The sequence below is a fragment of the Spiroplasma endosymbiont of Polydrusus pterygomalis genome, assembly GCF_964030635.1.
Classification (GTDB): Bacteria; Bacillota_I; Bacilli_A; order Mycoplasmatales; family Mycoplasmataceae; genus Spiroplasma.
This window is the reverse complement of the sequence record NZ_OZ034909.1, coordinates 1692417-1711066: the sequence shown is the minus strand read 5'-3', so window position 1 is coordinate 1711066 and position 18650 is coordinate 1692417. Positions and strand designations below refer to the sequence as shown.

The window sequence follows — 18650 nt, the reverse complement described above, 5'->3', positions numbered from 1 at the left end:
AAATATCCACTAAATTTATTACTTGATATAACAAATTTAAAGCGTAGTTATTGAGATAAATATAAAAATTATTCAAGTAATGGTAAGGATAGCGAATCATTAAAAAATATTGTAAAAGTCTATGAAGAAAATTTGAAACAATTTGGTTATCGTCGAATTACCAAATATTTAAAAGAAGATTATGGCATTGTTTATAATGCTAAGAAAGTATTACGAATTATGAAAGAAAATAATATTCAAGCTGAATATGTAAAGCGTATGCGTAGAAAAATATTAATAAAACAAAATAGAAATAAAAATATAATTAAATATCCTGATTTAGTAAATCGTAATTTTAATGATATTAAAGAAAGATTTTCAATTTTATTTACTGATGTAACTTATTTAATTTGAAATGGTAAAAAACATTATCAATCAACAATAATTGATGGATATACTAAAGAAATTATTGATGTAAAATGATCAAAATTTAATAATAACAAACTTGTAATTGATAATTTAAATGCTGCAATTAATAAAATTAAAAAAATAAAAAAAGATCTAAATAAAACAATAATTCATTAAGATCATGGATATCAATATACATCTAAAGATTATAATAGTAAATGTTTAGATAACAAAATTATAATTTCAATGGGTAAAAATTATCATTGTGCAGACAACATTATTATTGAAAGTTTTCATTCATTACTTAAAAAAGGAACAATCCATAATAAAAATTATAAATCTCATAATGAATATATTAATGATGTTAAAAAATGAAATAAATGATATTCAAACCAAAAAGAAAAAGATATAATAAATGAAAGTTTGTAAACCTTTTTATTAATACTTACTAAACGGGGTGCAGTCTATTATAAATAAATAACGTTTATAATATCGTGGACCACGGAGACAATCTTTAATTTTTTTAATAACATGGAAACGATCAATGATAAATTCAACATTGATGTGTTTTTCAACCGTTGAAATATATTGTGCACCATCACCAAGCACAATAATTTTAGCTGTCTCGGGTGATTCATAATTTAAGTTAATAAATTCTTTAATTCCTTGTCAGTATTTTTTAGAGTTAATTTTTTTAACTTCATTAGTCATTGTTACTAGAAATTTGACATTATGCATTGTTTTTCGTATTGTTTTAGGATCTTTATAACCAGTATGAAAGACGGTTAAACGGATTCTTTTCTTAATTTTTAATCGTTTTTTGATTTGATAACTAATGGCATTGCGATATGCTTCATCGGTTTCAATATAAATAACCCCATCATGTTTTAGTTTTGTATCTGGTTCATCTAGCATTAGTTCTAACAAATGTTTAATATCAAACCGTTTAATAAGGTTAAAAATTGTTTTTTTTGTTATGTTAGCATTCCGATACATATTACAAATATCTTGATAACTAAAATTTATGCCTAATTTGCTGATTATTTCTAACGAAAAATCATAATCAAGTCGCTGATAACTTTCAATCCCTAATTGAATATCAAGTAAAAAGACCGTTTTTGGTTTTTTTGCCCCTTGAAATTCTGGTTTTAAGATATATTTTCGTCGTTTAAAAGTAACTTCACCATTACTAAAAACCAAAGTTCGTTGATAAAATCCTTTTGGAATATAACGTGCTTTGCGTCAGTCCTTATTAAAAATATAGTTATCAATATATTCAAAAATATTTTTAAATAGTATTCAAGCTTCAGAACTAATTTCATTGTTTAAATAGGATAATAGTGCTGTAATAGGGATATTGGGGCTAATTTCATTAATTAAATCAATAAAAGAGTTATTATTTTCGTTTAAAAACTCTTGGATTCTAGTTATAATATTCATAGGATAGTTTTCTTTCTAATTTTTTTCAAACTTAATTATACTGAAAACTTTCTTTTTTATTTTCCCCAACTTTGGCAACGCAATCGATTTGAAATATTTAGAGAACAAGGCAATGATAAAGTTGATGCTATTTTTGGAGCAAATGCCACTAGTTTCGGGTTTACTACTTTATTAACTGATAAATTAGTAGGTACTGTTTTAACTAAGGATGGTAAACCAACAAATAATATAGTTTATTCAACATATAATCTAAAACAATTAAATCAAAAAACTAACCGAATTTATTTAATTAATGAACTTACAACAGCGGTTGATGCTCAAACACCAGTTAGTGACGGTGAAGAAGATAATGATTGTGAATTCTTACAAACACCAGATGGGACAAATTGTAGTTATATTATTGATATGTTTTCAATACAAGCATTATATAAAGGTAATTTTGAAATTATCTTTTATGCTGATAACCCATATACCAATAATGAAGAAGATTATTTAAGATTATCAGTATGGAGTTTTCGTGGAAAAACAAAAAGTGTATTAAATAATTATTTACGAGATATGACAACTAATTATAAAACTAGTTTCTTATTACCACATGACTATGAAATCCCAACATTTAATTACCCACAATAATGTAGACTGCACCCTGTTTAGTAAGTATTAATAAAAAGGTTTACAAACTTTCATTTATTATATCTTTTTCTTTTTGGTTTGAATATCATTTATTTCATTTTTTAACATCATTAATATATTCATTATGAGATTTATAATTTTTATTATGGATTGTTCCTTTTTTAAGTAATGAATGAAAACTTTCAATAATAATGTTGTCTGCACAATGATAATTTTTACCCATTGAAATTATAATTTTGTTATCTAAACATTTACTATTATAATCTTTAGATGTATATTGATATCCATGATCTGAATGAATTATTGTTTTATTTAGATCTTTTTTTATTTTTTTAATTTTATTAATTGCAGCATTTAAATTATCAATTACAAGTTTGTTATTATTAAATTTTGATCATTTTACATCAATAATTTCTTTAGTATATCCATCAATTATTGTTGATTGATAATGTTTTTTACCATTTCAAATTAAATAAGTTACATCAGTAAATAAAATTGAAAATCTTTCTTTAATATCATTAAAATTACGATTTACTAAATCAGGATATTTAATTATATTTTTATTTCTATTTTGTTTTATTAATATTTTTCTACGCATACGCTTTACATATTCAGCTTGAATATTATTTTCTTTCATAATTCGTAATACTTTCTTAGCATTATAAACAATGCCATAATCTTCTTTTAAATATTTGGTAATTCGACGATAACCAAATTGTTTTAAATTTTCTTCATAGACTTTTACAATATTCTTTAACGGTTCACTATCCTTACCATTACTTGAATAATTTTTATATTTATCTCAATAACTACGCTTTAAATTTGTTATATCAAGTAATAAATTTAGTGGATATTTATTAATGTTTTCTTTGATAAAAAATACAATTTTTCTTTTATTTAATTGTAAAAGTCATGAAGCTTTTTTAGTAATTCATACCTAACTTTGTAATAGTTTAAATCTCTTTTTCCTCTTTTTTCTTTTGGACCTTTATTGGTGTTTAAAATTCCTTTCTTAAAATTTTCATACCATGAAGCAACAGTTTTTTTATTAATTGCATATTTTTTTGCAATAAAACTTATACTATTATTTTTAACCTCTTGTCCTATCCTTTTTCGAAAATCTGCTGTATATTTATTAAATTTTTGTCCTTTTCTTGCCATATAAAAATGCACCTCCTTTAAAAGTTTAGCAAAGACTTTTTTTCTTTACTTACTTTTTTGGGTGCAGTCTAATATTAGTTTAGCAACTATTTCAAAGTGAGTAAATCAATTTCAACAAAATAAAGAAATTCTAAAAGAACGAAAAAAGCGAAAAGATTTTGAATTAAATAAGTTTAAAAAACCCTTAGAACGTGAAAACTATTTATTAAAAAAAAGAAAATGAAAGAATAAAAGATGAGAATGAGGTTTTAAAAAAGCTTGAAGCTCTTCCAAAGATAAAAACAAAAACAAACATTATAAAACAAATTGCTTTTATTAAATCATAATTGCAAGTTTCAAAAATTACTTTATCATGATATTTAAAAGAATTAAGAATTTCATATGATACTTGAAATAAATATTCAAAAAATTGTGATGAATATCAACCAAATATTGATTATTCAATATATGAAATAATTAAAGCAATTCATAGAGAAAATAGTATTAAAGGACACAGACAAATTAAATTATCTTTGGAAGAGCAAAAAATTAATGTGTCGAATTCAACAGTTTATCGTTATATGAAATTAGCTAATAGAATTTCTAGTGTAAGAATTAAAACAAGAAAAAAAATTAATCATTTCTTAAAAATGACAAATGAACATATTCGACATAAATATCTATTAAAACGTAATTTTAAAGCTGAAAAAACTAATCAAAAGTGATCAATTGATATTACGTATGTTAAAACAATCACAGAATGAGTATATTTATTTGCAATCAAGGATTTATTTAGTAATTTAATAGTAAATTATTCTTTAACAACAACCCCAACAGTAAATTGAGTAAATAATTGTATCAAAGAAGCAATTATTAAAAGAAAAATAATCAAAGGTGAATTAACTATTAATTCTGATCAAGGTATTCATTTCACTTCAAAAGCTTATGAAAAATTATTAAAAAAACACGGTATAAATATAAGTATGTCAAGAAGAGGCAATTGTTTAGATAATTCACCGATTGAAAATTGATTTTCAATTCTTAAAACCGAGAACTCAGAATTATCACACTGTAAAAATATTTTAGAAGTAAAAAATATTGTAGATAATTATATAATTCATTATAATGAAAAAAGAAAAAATTTAAATTTAAAAATGACACAACTTCAATATGAAAAGAAAGCATTTTTTAATTAAAATTCTCAGTTATCTGAAACTGTGCACAGCAATTATCTGAGTATTTTTTTAATGGTAATATTATCCTTTACTGTGGTCAACATCTCAATTTTCTAAGACCATATGGTTAATAAAACGAATCATTCATTCATCACTATTAGGGCCAGTTTGTAAGTTTCCAATTTCCCCTGTTTTAAAACCAACATATTTACCATTTTTAACATAAACATAAGTTGATGTTCCACTTAATCCTAATGAATCAGCGGTAATGGTTTTATCAATTTCGCCATTAATTTTATGGGCATTTCGTTCTTGAGTAACAATTCAATCCCCAATTTTGGATACTCATTTTTCTTTTCAAACACCATTATAATCTTTAACATTTTCGGTAATAATTAAACGGGTATTTTTAATTTTTTCTTGTTCTTCCGCACTAAGAGGATAATTTTTTAAGGCAAATTGTTGGCCAAAATCACCAGCTAAATATTTGTCATATTTATTATTTCCAAAACCATTTTTATTATATAAATCAGCAATTGTTGTACTAATTGTATTTTCACAGTGAATACAATTTTGGGCGTAAACCATAAAAGTAAAACTTTCGTTATTTTTTACACCATTCATAAACTCATTATAATAAGCCATATTACTATCTGAACAAGCTATTAAGCTTGTTGTTGATGCTGATACGATTATTGATGCTACCAATGTGCTAAGCAGTTTTTTCATTTCTATTCCTCCTAAGAATTATTTTATATATGATTGTTTATTTATAACTATACATTATTTTTAACTTTTTTAAAGATAAATCTACTTTAATTTTGTAGAAAATTATTGATATTTATAAAATATACCTAATTTTATGGATTGGCAACCCTTTTTATGACACTTTTTATATGGACTGTTGTTTTCTAAATTCAACAGGTGTTAAATAATTTAAACTACCGTGAATTCGAATATTGTTATATCAATCCACAAAGTCAAATAATTTGTATTTTAATTGGGTTAAATTTATAAATTTTTGCCCCTTGATAAATTCCGTTTTAAAACTTTTGTAAGTTGTTTCAGCCACAGCATTATCGTATGGACAGCCTTTATTGCTTAATGATCGTTTGATGTTAAAAGTATTTAAGATATTATCAATGATTTTATTTTTAAATTCATTATCCCGGTCAGTATGAAATAACGTAATTTGATTTAATGGTCTTGTAATTGAATAAAAGGCTTTTTGTCCTAGTTGGGATGTTTTGTTTGTCCCGGCACTATAGCCAATTATTTCACGATTAAACAAGTCAACTAATAAACAAATATAATGTCATTTAGCACCAACTTGAACATATGTTAAATCACTAACAACAACTTCATTTGGTTGTTTATTATTAAATTCACGGTTTAAAACGTTGCTAATTTCGTCGTTATTAACCATTGACTTATGATTACAATATTTTAATTTGGTGTATTTAGATACTAACTGATTTTTAATCATAATTTGGCGAATTTTTCTTCGCGATAAGATAATATCTTTTCTGGTTAAAATAGCTTTAATTTTACGAGCTCCATAAATTTTTCGACTAGCATCTAGCATTAAATGCACTGATAACTTCTTGTTCATAATTATTAACATCAACCATAGCGTATTTATTAATTTGATAGTAATATGTTGATTTTGCTATCTTTAATATTTGACCCATTTTTCGCACGGAATATTTTTCTTTATTATTGTTAATAATTTCTATTTTTTGCCAATTATCAGTGCCGCTTGCTTTAAAATGTCGTTTTCCATTCGTAATTGGATTAATTCTTTCCGCAAGGCAATCAGTTCGTTTTCTTCAACAGTGCGGTTATCTTTTGCTTTAAAAGATCCAGAATTATTTAATTTTTCAATTCACTGATATACGGCTGATTTTGACATCCCATATTCCTTAAAAATTTCAAGAATTGTTTTACCATTTTGATAAAGTAAAACAATTTGTTTTCTAAATTCATCGGTATATAGACTGCACCCTGTTTAGTAATTATTAATAAAAAGGTTTACAAACTTTTATTTATTATATCTTTTTCTTTTTGGTTTGAATATCATTTATTTCATTTTTTAACATCATTAATATATTCATTATGAGATTTATAATTTTTATTATGGATTGTTCCTTTTTTAAGTAATGAATGAAAACTTTCAATAATAATGTTGTCTGCACAATGATAATTTTTACCCATTGAAATTATAATTTTGTTATCTAAACATTTACTATTATAATCTTTAGATGTATATTGATATCCATGATCTGAATGAATTATTGTTTTATTTAGATCTTTTTTTATTTTTTTAATTTTATTAATTGCAGCATTTAAATTATCAATTACAAGTTTGTTATTATTAAATTTTGATCATTTTACATCAATAATTTCTTTAGTATATCCATCAATTATTGTTGATTGATAATGTTTTTTACCATTTCAAATTAAATAAGTTACATCAGTAAATAAAATTGAAAATCTTTCTTTAATATCATTAAAATTACGATTTACTAAATAAGGATATTTAATTATATTTTTATTTCTATTTTGTTTTATTAATATTTTTCTACGCATACGCTTTACATATTCATCTTGAATATTATTTTCTTTCATAATTCGTAATACTTTCTTAGCATTATAAACAATGCCATAATCTTCTTTTAAATATTTGGTAATTCGACGATAACCAAATTGTTTCAAATTTTCTTCATAGACTTTTACAATATTCTTTAATGATTCGCTATCCTTACCATTACTTGAATAATTTTTATATTTATCTCAATAACTACGCTTTAAATCTGTTATATCAAGTAATAAATTTAGTGGATATTTATTAAGGTTTTCTTTGATAAAAAATACAATTTTTCTTTTATTTAATTGTAAAAGTCATGAAGCTTTTTTAGTAATTCATACCTAACTTTGTAATAGTTTAAATCTCTTTTTTCAAATGATTCTTTTGGACCTTTATTGATGTTTAAAATTCTTTTCTTAAAATTTTCATACCATGAAGCAACAGTTTTTTTATTAATTGCATATTTTTTTGCAATAAAACTTATACTATTATTTTTAACCTCTTGTCCTATCCTTTTTCGAAAATCTGCTGTATATTTATTAAATTTTTGTCCTTTTCTTGCCATATAAAAATGCACCTCCTTTAAAGTTTAGTAAAGACTTTTTTTCTTTACTTACTTTTTTGTGCGCAGTCTAATTTTTTATTATCATTAGACTTCTTGCGATACCTTATTATTTATGCTTAAAAAGCAATTAAAATTTTTAAAAATGATTATTTTAAAGTTTAATTTAATTTTTTTATTTGTAATTTTTTTATTTTTGTTAATATCGCAAGAAGTCTATTTTATGTTCCCTAATCAATTAGCTTCTCAGAAATTATGGCAACAATCTCTTCTGGTGTTTTATGATTGGCATCAATAACTAAAAAATTAAACTTATCTTTTGAACGTTCATATCATTCCTCATACTTCCGATTCAATAATGCTCAATAAGCACTACCAACATTTTGCTCACTAGCACGGCCTCTTTTACTAATTCGCTCCATTGCTATTTCTGGATCAACCCGTAAATAAACAACTAATTCTGGTTTAATATTTTCATCTAAATATAAACTTTGCAATACAACAACAACATAAAATTCTTTATAAACTTTATAGTCGATCTTATTCATATATCCTAGTTCATACAAAACATCAACAAAAATTGGGTCTTCTAAAATACTACGATCAAAAATAATATTTGATGTTATTTTTGCTTGTTTTAATTGCTTACTGCGGGCCATAATCATATAAACTTGCATTTTAAAAGCCATCCCTTTTGGATCAGCATAATACTGATCTAAATATGGATTTTCTTCGACTGGTTCATCCATTACCAGATATTTATGCTTTTCCCCCAACATTTTACTAACAGTTGATTTCCCAACTCCAACAACTCCTGCTAATGTAATCCGCATTTTTTTATCTCCTTTATTTTGTTTTTAAATGTGATGCTATTCCAAAAAAACGTTTAATCTCTTTCGGTTTTAAATAACGTCATTCACCAGGTTTTAATGCTTCATCTAATTGTAAAAAACCAATTACAACGCGTTTCAATTTAATAACTTCATGTCCAATCGCTTGAATCATTTTTTTAACTTGATGCTTTCGTCCTTCATGAATTGTCAATAAAAGAATGGAAGCATCCTTTGTTTCTTCGTATTTTACTAATTTTGCTTGCGCTTGACTTGTTATAATTCCTGGCTCAATTTCAACGCCAGTTGCTAACTGTTGTAATTTTTGTTTTGTAAGATAACCAGAAATTAATACATGATATGTCTTATTAATAATATGACTTGGGTGTGTAATAATATTAGTAAATTCCCCATCATTAGTCAATAGTAAAAGACCACTAGTATCATAGTCTAATCGTCCGATTGGATAAATTCGTTGTGGTACCCCTTTAATATAACTTAACACCGTTTTTCGATGTTGAGGGTCATGCATTGTTGAAACACAATTACGGGGCTTATTTAACATTAAATAAACCTTACTTGAATTTTCATCAGTAAGGATTTTATTATCAATCTTAATTTGATCATATTTATCGACTTTTGTTCCTAATGTTGTCACAACAACATTATTAACTTTAACTCGACCCTGTGTAATTAATTCTTCTGCTTTTCGGCGTGAACAATAACCTTTTGCAGCAATAATTTTTTGTAATCGTTCCATTATTTAAATAAATCCTGTTCATTATCCACCACAGTTTCTTTAATTTGTGGCAGTTCCGATAAAGAAGTTAAATTAAAAGCTTTTAAAAACTCTTCGGTAATGTGATAAGTCATTGGTTTCCCTGGTAATTCACTTTTTCCAGCTTCATCAATTAAATCACGAGCTCGTAATTTGGCAATAACACTATCTGAATTAACACCACGTAATTCTTCAATTTCTGGTTTACTAATTGGTCCCCGATATGCAACAATAGCTAACGTTTCTAATGCTGCTTGTGATAATCGTGCTTCCATTTTATTACTAGCTAATTTTAAATAAAATTGGTAATATTCTTGTTTCGTTGTTAAACGATATTTATCCGCAAAAGGCTTTATTCTCAACCCTCGCTGCTCATTAGTTTGATATTCTGTTTGTAATTTTGTTAAAACTTCTTCACATTCAACAACAGAAATTTCAAGAATATAAGCGATTTCTTTTAAAATAATTCCTTCATCGCCCCTAATAAATAAGAGCCCTTCTAAAACAGCCATTTTTTCATTTACATTCATTAATCTTAATTCCCCTCTTTCTGTAAATGTGGTCTAATATAAATTGCTTCTAAATGTTGGTATTGCTCAATTTCAATTTTTTGGTGCCGAGCTAAATCTAACAACGCAATAAAACAAGCAACAAAAACTTGCAATGATAACGTAAAATTACCTAATAATTCTTCTAATGTCCATTCTTTGTCATCTTCGGCTAATAAAGCCATAATGCACTCAGCTATTTCCTCTGGTGAAACTTCAGTAATAACAACTTTTGATTCTAACGGTTTTGTTGCATTAACTCGCTCTAACATTTTTAAAAAACTATTCGTTAATTTATAAATATTAATTTTGGTTGATAATGGTAAATCCTCGTCTTTAATGGGATTACCCTTAATAATTGTCCGTGGTTTTGATAAATAACGAATCCCTTCTTGATGCTGATCTTTGAAATATTGACTAACTTCTTTAATTTTTTTATATTCTAATAAACGATTAATTAACTCATCCTGGGCATCTTTTTCATAATTATCATCAATTTCAACTTCTTCTTTTGGTAACACTAACTTTGTTTTTGTTTCCACTAAATAACTTGCCATTGTTAAATATTCCGAGGCAATTTCAATATTTAATTGTTCCATGGCCCCAATATATGCTAAAAATTGGTCAGTAATTTCTGTTAACTTAACTGTAAAAAGATCCATTTCTTTTTCCTTAACTAAATGTAACAACAAATCTAATGGTCCTGAAAAATTATCAAGTTTTACTTCATAACGCAGTAAATGTAACATTATTATCTCTCTCCCATTTTCATTTTCTTAGTTAATAATACCGCTATTTTTAAAAAAATTAAAGTCATTAAAACAAAAAAGTGATTAACTTAAAGCATCACTTTTACTGAATTATTTCATAAACTAACTCTTCTTCTTGTGGTTTTGTTGTAACAATCCGGAAAATCCGTTTTGCTCAATCATAAACTGGGGTCGTAACATACCGATTAGTATATAATGTCATTACAACCTCATCCTTGGCTACTTCCTCGCCGGTTTTTTTATTTAAATAAATTCCCGCATGATAGTCAATTGTTTCTTCCTTAGTGCACAGTTTCAGATAACTGAGAATTTTAATTAAAAAATGCTTTCATTTCATATTGAAGTGGTGGCATTTTTAAATTTAAAATTTTTCTTTTTTCATTATAATGAATTATATAATTATCTACAATATTTTTTACTTCTAAAATATTTTTACAGTGTGATAATTCTGAGTTCTCGGTTTTAAGAATTGAAAATTGATTTTCAATCGGTGAATTATCTAAACAATTGCCTCTTCTTGACATACTTATATTTATACCGTGTTTTTTTAATAATTTTTCATAAGCTTTTGAAGTGAAATGAATACCTTGATCAGAATTAATAGTTAATTCACCTTTGATTATTTTTCTTTTAATAATTGCTTCTTTGATACAATTATTTACTCAATTTACTGTTGGGGTTGTTGTTAAAGAATAATTTACTATTAAATTACTAAATAAATCCTTGATTGCAAATAAATATACTCATTCTGTGATTGTTTTAACATACGTAATATCAATTGATCACTTTTGATTATTTTTTTCAGCTTTAAAATTACGTTTTAATAGATATTTATGTCGAATATGTTCATTTGTCATTTTTAAGAAATGATTATTTTTTTTCTTGTTTTAATTCTTACACTAGAAATTCTATTAGCTAATTTCATATAACGATAAACTGTTGAATTCGACACATTAATTTTTTGCTCTTCCAAAGATAATTTAATTTGTCTGTGTCCTTTAATACTATTTTCTCTATGAATTGCTTTAATTATTTCATATATTGAATAATCAATATTTGGTTGATATTCATCACAATTTTTTGAATATTTATTTCAAGTATCATATGAAAGATTGCGTTGCCAAAGTTGGGGAAAATAAAAAAGAAAGTTTTCAGTATAATTAGGTTTGAAAAAAATTAGAAAGAAAACTATCCTATGAATATTATAACTAGAATCCAAGAGTTTTTAAACGAAAATAATAACTCTTTTATTGATTTAATTAATGAAATTAGCCCCAATATCCCTATTACAGCACTATTATCCTATTTAAACAATGAAATTAGTTCTGAAGCTTGAATACTATTTAAAAATATTTTTGAATATATTGATAACTATATTTTTAATAAGGACTGACGCAAAGCACGTTATATTCCAAAAGGATTTTATCAACGAACTTTGGTTTTTCGTAATGGTGAAGTTACTTTTAAACGACGAAAATATATCTTAAAACCAGAATTTCAAGGGGCAAAAAAACCAAAAACGGTCTTTTTACTTGATATTCAATTAGGGATTGAAAGTTATCAGCGACTTGATTATGATTTTTCGTTAGAAATAATCAGCAAATTAGGCATAAATTTTAGTTATCAAGATATTTGTAATATGTATCGGAATGCTAACATAACAAAAAAAACAATTTTTAACCTTATTAAACGGTTTGATATTAAACATTTGTTAGAACTAATGCTAGATGAACCAGATACAAAACTAAAACATGATGGGGTTATTTATATTGAAACCGATGAAGCATATCGCAACGCCATTAGTTATCAAATCAAAAAACGATTAAAAATTAAGAAAAGAATCCGTTTAACCGTCTTTCATACTGGTTATAAAGATCCTAAAACAATACGAAAAACAATGCATAATGTCAAATTTATAGTAACAATAACTAATGAAGTTAAAAAAATAACTCTAAAAAATACTGACAAGGAATCAAGGAATTAAAGAATTTATTAACTTAAATTATGAATCACCCGAGACAGCTAAAATTATTGTGCTTGGTGATGGTGCACAATATATTTCAACGGTTGAAAAACACATCAATGTTGAATTTATCATTGATCGTTTCCATGTTATTAAAAAAATTAAAGATTGTCTCCGTGGTCCACGATATTATAAACGTTATTTATTTAATAGCTGAATTATACTTGTAAGTGCAAGTAAATAAAATTGCAAAAAATCTCATATAAAAATTTTATGATGCTAAGTTTATTTTAGAAAAAATAAAGCAAGGAGTTTTTATATGGGATATAAACATCTTGGCATAGATGAAAGAATTTATATTGAGAATCAATTGAAGTTTAAAATAAAAATTAGTGAAATAGCTAAAAATCTTAATCGAAGTATTAGTACTATTATTCGATAAGTTAATAGAAATAAAGATAATAATCATTATTTTTCATTAATTGCACAAAATAAAGCAGAAAATAGAAAACAATCACATATTTATTTTAATAAGTTTAAAAATAGAGAATTAGTAAAATATGTACAACAAAAATTATTATTAGGTTGATCACCCGAACAAATTTATGGCAGAATTAAAAATTTTCATAAAGAATGAATTATTAGTTTTAAAACAATTTACAATTGAATTTATTCTGGATTACTTGAAAAAGTTACTAATAAAAATTTAAGAAGAAAAGGTAAGAAACGAAAATATCAAGAAAATCGGGGTAAATTTAATGGTAAATCAATTAAAGAACGAAATGCTAATGTTAATAATCGCGTAACTCTTGGTCATTGAGAAGGTGATACCGTAGTATCATCACGAGGTAAAAGTAAATCATGTTTAATAACTTTAGTTGAAAGAACATCAAGATTTACTTTAGCAATATTAGTTGAAAATAGAACTACTAAAGTTATTAACGAAAATATTAGCCATTATTTATCAATTCTTCCAAATAATCTTGTTAAGACTATAACATTTGATCGTGGTAAAGAATTTGCTAATTGACAACAACTTGAAAAAAATTTAAATGTGAAAATTTATTTTGCTAATGCATATTCACCCTGACAAAGAGGTACTAATGAAAATACTAATGGTTTAATTAGAGAAAAATTTCCTAAAAAATTTAATTTTTCAAATACTACTAAAAATGCAGTTCATAAATTTATATTGTCTTTAAACCAAAGACCAAGAAAAATACTAAATTATCTTTCGCCAATCGAATATTTGGTTAGAAAAATAATTTAGTTGTACTTAACTTTACAATTTGGCAATAAAATTAGAAAAGCAATTCTAAAATTAAACTGAAACAAGGTTACAAAATACCTTGAATGAGCTTATCAGCTTGTTAAAACCGAAGAAGCGAAAGGAAAGTTACAAGAAATATCTAATTATTTAAGAACATACTATGGAGCAATTCAAAAATGAGAATATCAAGAAAATATTGGTTGTCGCATTGAAAATTATATTGCTCGAATTATTAAAGTAATGTTTCGTTCAAAACCAAAAATATTTAATGAAAAAACGATTTACAAAGTAATGTTATTAAAACAATTGACAGCTAATGGGATTAATCCCTTTCAAGAGCTAACAGAAATTAAAAATCTTCAAGTAAAAAATGAACAAATTACTTGAATATGAATATTTAAAAAGATGAATAATCCAGAAGTTAAACAATATAACTTACCAATATTCACCGCTTCTACATTATCAAATACTAAAACTCTTTTAAAGAAAATAGTTTATAATTATTATTAGAACTTAATGCTGAAAACTTTTCCCCAACATTTTACACGCTACCTATAAAAATCTTGATAAAATAAAAAAATCATCAATATGACAATTTGAAAACGAATTTGGTGGAAGATTATTATTGTTCTTTAACTTTTTTAGATGTTAAAATATAATACCGTTGCTTGTTGGTTTGGTGTTAAACCTTTGTGTTGGTATTTTCATTTTCAGAGATTTAAATAATTTTGAATGTTAGTGAACCCTAAATCATGATAATGAATTAAAGATTCTTTAAGACTTGCTTGTAATTTACTAATTTTATTTAATTTTCGATAACTGGCATCAGGATTTGTCCTAGTTTTAGTGGCACATAAAGTAGAACTTGTTTGTTTTGCTACTAATAAATATAATGGTTGCATATCAGAAATAATAATGGAATTTTTGTTAATTAATTTTGTATTCATATTTTCAATAGACTTCTTGCGATACTAACAAAAATAAAAAAAATTACAAATTAAAAAAATTAAATTAAACTTTAAAATAATTATTTTTAAAAATTTTAATTGCTTTTTAAGCATAAATAATCATGTATCGCAAGAAGTCTATTATTGAATAAATTATCCGCTAATAAATTAAGCGGATAATTTATTCTTTTACTTTTTAATTTCAATATCATTTGCAATCTTATTGACAGTATTAATAAAAATATCTTTACCACACTTTTTAACTAACGACCACAAAATTAAATATTGCTTTGTTTGCATAATTTCAACTCCTTATTTAAAATATTAATAAAATCAATTTTTTAAAAATGTAAATACCAAAAGTACAAAATGTATGTGGTTTCTACAACCTTACAAAAATACCATTTTTTTAAACTAACCAATTAAAATATTTTCCTCAACATAACTATATTCTTTTTCACCGCTGCCACGAATTGAAACTAATAAAGTTGAAGAAACTCCTAATTGTCCAATAAACATTAATAAAATCAAGATTAAAGTACTTAAAACACCAAAATTATATATATCTTTAAAACCTAATGTATTTAATCCCGTTGTCCCAAAAGCACTACAAATCGTAAAAAAGATATTTAAGAAATCAAGATTAGGATTTTCCGAACTAATGCAAATAACAGCAATGGCAATTAAGGCTCCCGAAATAACGGTAACTCCTAGAGCTCGTTTTACTGTTTCATTTGGAATTTTCCGTTTAAAAACATTAACACTATTATTATTCCGAATAATGGACCAAATGGTAATGATAATAACAGCTAATGTTGTAGTTCGAATTCCACCCCGCTGTTGAAGATGGGGCTGATCCAATAAACATCATAATTGACATTACAATCCGAACCCCTGGTAAAAATTGCCCCATATCAACTGTTAAATAACCAGCATTTCTGGTTGACATTGTATTAAAGAAAATATTCATAAAACCATTTCAATTTGAAGTTGAATTTCGTAAAATACTTTCAATATAACCACCTTGGATACTTAACGTATTAATATTAGTAAATTCAATCAATCAAACACTAAAAACCCCAACAATTGATAAACCAACATAGGTAATTAAATTACTTTTTGTAAACAAAGTGAATTTAGCATGTTCTTTAAGTAGTCATGCCATGAATTTACGTTTTAAGTCATAAAAAGTTGGAAATCCTAAACCTCCAATAATAAATTGAAATAAAAAGACAAATTGAATAAAATAATTGCTATTATAAGGCATTAATGATGAATTACCAATAATATCAAATCCAGCATTATTAATTGAAGAAATTGAGTGAAAAACCCCACTTCATAAACTTCGTCAAAAATTATGGTAAGTAACATTATCAATCATATATTTCCCTTCAATTGATAATTCAGAAAAATAAAAATTGCAAAATAACAAAATTGCCCCAAAACACTCTAAAATAATTAAGAAAATAAAACTATTTTTAATTAAATCAATTGTATGACCAAAATTACTACTTCCCCGTTCACCTTGTACTAACATTTTATCTTTAATTGAAATTCGCCGTCCTAATCAAACAAAAATCATAATTTTAAAAGTAACGATTCCAAAACCACCTGTTTGAATCAAAATTAAGATTATTAACTGCCCTCAAAAACTATAATCAACCGCTGGGTTACTAATCGTAATCCCTGTATCGGAAAAAGCACTTGAAGCAGTAAATAAACCAACTAAATAATTCCAACCAAAATCATAATGCCCTATAATATCCCCTTTACGATCAAAAACAGTTCGACTACCATTAACAACCCCGGGAATAGATAATAATAGTCCACCAAAAAAAACAATTAAAATATAAACTAAAAATAATCTTCCCGATATTTTTGAGAAGGGTAACCAATGGCGACGCCGTATCAATGGCGCACTGGGGTCATTATTTCGTTGTCGTTGACTATCGCTTTTTCTTTTAAAAATATTTTTAAAATATAATTGAAAAAAACCATATGCTTCTCTCTTTCATTAATATTATTATATACTACAAGTTACTAATTATTGCTAATAATAAAAAAATAGTATAATCTAAATATGCAATAAGGGGGATATAGAATGGTACGAAGAAAAAGTTTTGCAATTATTGGATTAAATAACTTTGGACGTTCAATCGTGGAAACATTAATTCCGCGAAAACAGCATATTATGGTTTTTGATATTGACCAAGCAAAAGTTAATAATATGATTGCTAGCTACGACCAAATTGATGGGGTCGCCTTAGATTCAACAGTTAAAACAAATTTAATTGAACAAGGCTTAGACCAATACGATACCGTCATTATCACTATGGCAAGTAATATTGAAACTAGTGTTTTAACAATTGTTGGATTACAAGACCTTGGTATTACTAATATTATTGCAAAATCAAAAGATATTCGTCATACACGAATCTTAAAAGCATTAGGAATTAACAATATTGTACAGCCTGATACAATGGCCGGAAGTATTACTGCAACAAAAGCAATGTTTGATATTGATATTGAAATGCAAACTGTTGATGAAAATTATGCCTCATTAATTATTCAAGTAACTGATCCAAGTATTGAAGGACAAACATTATCAGAACTGCGTTTTATCAATAACAAAGATTATAATATTGTTTATGTTAAACGTAAAGGCCGTGTTATTTTACCCGGAGATGTTGAAACAATTAAATTAGATGATGAATTATTATTTATTGCTAAAATTAATGCAATTAATGATTTAACAATTAAGTTACAAAAAATTAGTCAAGAAAATGAAAAAGATGGTAAATAACAAAAGACTGCACCCCGTTTAGTAAGTATTAATAAAAAGGTTTACAAACTTTTATTTATTATATCTTTTTCTTTTTGGTTTGAATATCATTTATTTCATTTTTTAACATCATTAATATATTCATTATGAGATTTATAATTTTTATTATGGATTGTTCCTTTTTTAAGTAATGAATGAAAACTTTCAATAATAATGTTGTCTGCACAATGATAATTTTTACCCATTGAAATTATAATTTTGTTATCTAAACATTTACTATTATAATCTTTAGATGTATATTGATATCCGTGATCTGAATGAATTATTGTTTTATTTAGATCTTTTTTTATTTTTTTAATTTTATTAATTGCAGCATTTAAATTATCAATTACAAGTTTGTTATTATTAAATTTTGATCATTTTACATCAATAATTTCTTTAGTATATCCATCAATTATTGTTGATTGATAATGTTTTTTACCATTTCAAATTAAATAAGTTACATCAGTAAATAAAATTGAAAATCTTTCTTTAATATCATTAAAATTACGATTTACTAAATCAGGATATTTAATTATATTTTTATTTCTATTTTGTTTTATTAATATTTTTCTACGCATACGCTTTACATATTCAGCTTGAATATTATTTTCTTTCATAATTCGTAATACTTTCTTAGCATTATAAACAATGCCATAATCTTCTTTTAAATATTTGGTAATTCGACGATAACCAAATTGTTTTAAATTTTCTTCATAGACTTTTACAATATTCTTTAATGATTCACTACCCTTACCACCATTACTTGAATAATTTTTATATTTATCTCAATAACTAC

At 25.2% G+C, this 18650-nt stretch carries 27 protein-coding genes and 2 pseudogenes; 11 read left to right on the top strand and 18 right to left on the bottom strand.

The window, feature by feature from the left end:
- Positions 1–132 precede the first annotated feature (132 nt).
- A complete protein-coding gene (locus ACQH23_RS11205; RefSeq protein ID WP_425378377.1) occupies positions 133–564 on the top strand; it encodes an IS3 family transposase in 432 nt (143 codons plus the stop codon).
- A 69-nt stretch (positions 565–633) separates the two neighbouring features.
- On the top strand, positions 634–816 hold the full coding sequence (locus ACQH23_RS11200) for a hypothetical protein (protein ID WP_425377776.1): 183 nt from the start codon (positions 634–636) through the stop codon (positions 814–816).
- 9 nt (positions 817–825) lie between these two features.
- Here the strand turns inward: ACQH23_RS11200 and ACQH23_RS11195 are convergent, their stop codons facing one another.
- Complete coding sequence (locus ACQH23_RS11195) at positions 826–1827, bottom strand: Mbov_0401 family ICE element transposase-like protein (protein ID WP_425378376.1); 1002 nt, start codon at positions 1825–1827, stop codon at positions 826–828.
- Between ACQH23_RS11195 and ACQH23_RS11190 the strand changes: the two genes are divergently transcribed.
- Complete coding sequence (locus ACQH23_RS11190; protein WP_425378375.1) at positions 1804–2460, top strand: hypothetical protein; 657 nt, start codon at positions 1804–1806, stop codon at positions 2458–2460. The two genes, ACQH23_RS11195 and ACQH23_RS11190, sit on opposite strands and share 24 nt — an antisense overlap.
- Positions 2461–2500: 40 nt before the next feature.
- Here the strand turns inward: ACQH23_RS11190 and ACQH23_RS11185 are convergent, their stop codons facing one another.
- The gene (locus tag ACQH23_RS11185; protein ID WP_425377606.1) at positions 2501–3097 is read right to left on the bottom strand and encodes a DDE-type integrase/transposase/recombinase; all 597 of its coding nucleotides are present in this window, start codon (positions 3095–3097) and stop codon (positions 2501–2503) included.
- A 260-nt stretch (positions 3098–3357) separates the two neighbouring features.
- The gene (locus ACQH23_RS11180; RefSeq protein ID WP_425377740.1) at positions 3358–3621 is read right to left on the bottom strand and encodes a hypothetical protein; all 264 of its coding nucleotides are present in this window, start codon (positions 3619–3621) and stop codon (positions 3358–3360) included.
- Between the two features lie 61 nt (positions 3622–3682).
- Here ACQH23_RS11180 and ACQH23_RS11175 point away from each other — a divergent pair, with 61 nt between their 5' ends.
- Complete coding sequence (locus ACQH23_RS11175; protein ID WP_425378374.1) at positions 3683–3940, top strand: hypothetical protein; 258 nt, start codon at positions 3683–3685, stop codon at positions 3938–3940.
- A 7-nt stretch (positions 3941–3947) separates the two neighbouring features.
- Positions 3948–4796, top strand: coding sequence for an IS3 family transposase (locus tag ACQH23_RS11170; protein ID WP_425378373.1), 849 nt, complete (start codon positions 3948–3950; stop codon positions 4794–4796).
- Positions 4797–4856: 60 nt separating this feature from the next.
- On the opposite strand, the gene ACQH23_RS11165 is transcribed toward ACQH23_RS11170, so the two are convergent.
- The 11 genes and pseudogenes from ACQH23_RS11165 to ACQH23_RS11115 form a co-directional block, all read right to left on the bottom strand.
- Positions 4857–5420: a hypothetical protein gene (locus tag ACQH23_RS11165; RefSeq protein WP_425378372.1), complete on the bottom strand. Its 564-nt coding sequence runs from the start codon at positions 5418–5420 to the stop codon at positions 4857–4859.
- Positions 5421–5667: 247 nt separating this feature from the next.
- Positions 5668–6744 (bottom strand): annotated as a pseudogene (locus tag ACQH23_RS11160) (IS3 family transposase).
- Positions 6745–6806: 62 nt separating this feature from the next.
- A complete protein-coding gene (locus tag ACQH23_RS11155) occupies positions 6807–7490 on the bottom strand; it encodes a DDE-type integrase/transposase/recombinase (RefSeq protein ID WP_425378371.1) in 684 nt (227 codons plus the stop codon).
- 173 nt (positions 7491–7663) lie between these two features.
- Positions 7664–7927, bottom strand: a complete 264-nt coding sequence (locus ACQH23_RS11150; RefSeq protein WP_425378356.1) for a hypothetical protein — start codon at positions 7925–7927, stop codon at positions 7664–7666.
- Positions 7928–8154: 227 nt separating this feature from the next.
- Complete coding sequence (locus ACQH23_RS11145) at positions 8155–8757, bottom strand: deoxynucleoside kinase (RefSeq protein WP_425378370.1); 603 nt, start codon at positions 8755–8757, stop codon at positions 8155–8157.
- Between the two features lie 13 nt (positions 8758–8770).
- Positions 8771–9514 (bottom strand): pseudouridine synthase, encoded by a 744-nt coding sequence (locus ACQH23_RS11140; protein ID WP_425378369.1) that lies wholly within the window; start codon positions 9512–9514, stop codon positions 8771–8773.
- Positions 9514–10062, bottom strand: a complete 549-nt coding sequence (scpB, locus tag ACQH23_RS11135) for an SMC-Scp complex subunit ScpB (protein WP_425378368.1) — start codon at positions 10060–10062, stop codon at positions 9514–9516. Before scpB ends, ACQH23_RS11140 begins: the two co-directional genes overlap by 1 nt.
- A 5-nt stretch (positions 10063–10067) precedes the next feature.
- On the bottom strand, positions 10068–10829 hold the full coding sequence (locus ACQH23_RS11130) for a segregation/condensation protein A (protein WP_425378367.1): 762 nt from the start codon (positions 10827–10829) through the stop codon (positions 10068–10070).
- 250 nt (positions 10830–11079) lie between these two features.
- Positions 11080–11187, bottom strand: a pseudogene (locus ACQH23_RS11125) (hypothetical protein); the annotation flags it as partial.
- A complete protein-coding gene (locus ACQH23_RS11120; RefSeq protein ID WP_425378366.1) occupies positions 11162–11707 on the bottom strand; it encodes an IS3 family transposase in 546 nt (181 codons plus the stop codon). The pseudogene ACQH23_RS11125 and the gene ACQH23_RS11120, both read right to left, overlap by 26 nt.
- A 2-nt stretch (positions 11708–11709) precedes the next feature.
- Complete coding sequence (locus ACQH23_RS11115; protein WP_425378365.1) at positions 11710–12069, bottom strand: IS3 family transposase; 360 nt, start codon at positions 12067–12069, stop codon at positions 11710–11712.
- On the opposite strand from ACQH23_RS11115, the gene ACQH23_RS11110 reads away from it, so the two are divergent.
- The 5 genes from ACQH23_RS11110 to ACQH23_RS11090 all read left to right on the top strand — a co-directional run bounded on the left by ACQH23_RS11110 (position 12046) and on the right by ACQH23_RS11090 (position 14593).
- Entirely contained in the window at positions 12046–12834 is a 789-nt protein-coding gene (locus ACQH23_RS11110) for a UPF0236 family transposase-like protein (protein WP_425378364.1), read from the top strand. The genes ACQH23_RS11115 and ACQH23_RS11110 overlap by 24 nt on opposite strands.
- Positions 12809–13057, top strand: a complete 249-nt coding sequence (locus tag ACQH23_RS11105) for a UPF0236 family transposase-like protein (RefSeq protein ID WP_425379347.1) — start codon at positions 12809–12811, stop codon at positions 13055–13057. The genes ACQH23_RS11110 and ACQH23_RS11105 overlap by 26 nt, the downstream gene beginning before the upstream one ends.
- Before the next feature lie 75 nt (positions 13058–13132).
- The gene (locus ACQH23_RS11100; protein WP_425377840.1) at positions 13133–13255 is read left to right on the top strand and encodes a helix-turn-helix domain-containing protein; all 123 of its coding nucleotides are present in this window, start codon (positions 13133–13135) and stop codon (positions 13253–13255) included.
- Positions 13256–13291: 36 nt separating this feature from the next.
- Entirely contained in the window at positions 13292–14083 is a 792-nt protein-coding gene (locus ACQH23_RS11095) for an IS30 family transposase (RefSeq protein WP_425379346.1), read from the top strand.
- Positions 14084–14593: a hypothetical protein gene (locus tag ACQH23_RS11090; RefSeq protein WP_425378363.1), complete on the top strand. Its 510-nt coding sequence runs from the start codon at positions 14084–14086 to the stop codon at positions 14591–14593. It abuts the gene before it with no gap.
- Positions 14594–14724: 131 nt separating this feature from the next.
- On the opposite strand, the gene ACQH23_RS11085 is transcribed toward ACQH23_RS11090, so the two are convergent.
- The 3 genes from ACQH23_RS11085 to ACQH23_RS11075 form a co-directional block, all read right to left on the bottom strand.
- Positions 14725–15030: a hypothetical protein gene (locus tag ACQH23_RS11085; protein ID WP_425378362.1), complete on the bottom strand. Its 306-nt coding sequence runs from the start codon at positions 15028–15030 to the stop codon at positions 14725–14727.
- A 414-nt stretch (positions 15031–15444) separates the two neighbouring features.
- Positions 15445–15891, bottom strand: coding sequence for a potassium transporter TrkG (locus ACQH23_RS11080; protein ID WP_425378361.1), 447 nt, complete (start codon positions 15889–15891; stop codon positions 15445–15447).
- Positions 15800–16942: a potassium transporter TrkG gene (locus ACQH23_RS11075; protein ID WP_425378360.1), complete on the bottom strand. Its 1143-nt coding sequence runs from the start codon at positions 16940–16942 to the stop codon at positions 15800–15802. The genes ACQH23_RS11080 and ACQH23_RS11075 overlap by 92 nt, the downstream gene beginning before the upstream one ends.
- Before the next feature lie 189 nt (positions 16943–17131).
- Between ACQH23_RS11075 and ACQH23_RS11070 the strand changes: the two genes are divergently transcribed.
- The gene (locus ACQH23_RS11070; RefSeq protein ID WP_425378355.1) at positions 17132–17833 is read left to right on the top strand and encodes a potassium channel family protein; all 702 of its coding nucleotides are present in this window, start codon (positions 17132–17134) and stop codon (positions 17831–17833) included.
- Positions 17834–17874: 41 nt separating this feature from the next.
- Here the strand turns inward: ACQH23_RS11070 and ACQH23_RS11065 are convergent, their stop codons facing one another.
- On the bottom strand, positions 17875–18471 hold the full coding sequence (locus ACQH23_RS11065; RefSeq protein ID WP_425377849.1) for a DDE-type integrase/transposase/recombinase: 597 nt from the start codon (positions 18469–18471) through the stop codon (positions 17875–17877).
- Positions 18472–18650 lie beyond the last annotated feature (179 nt).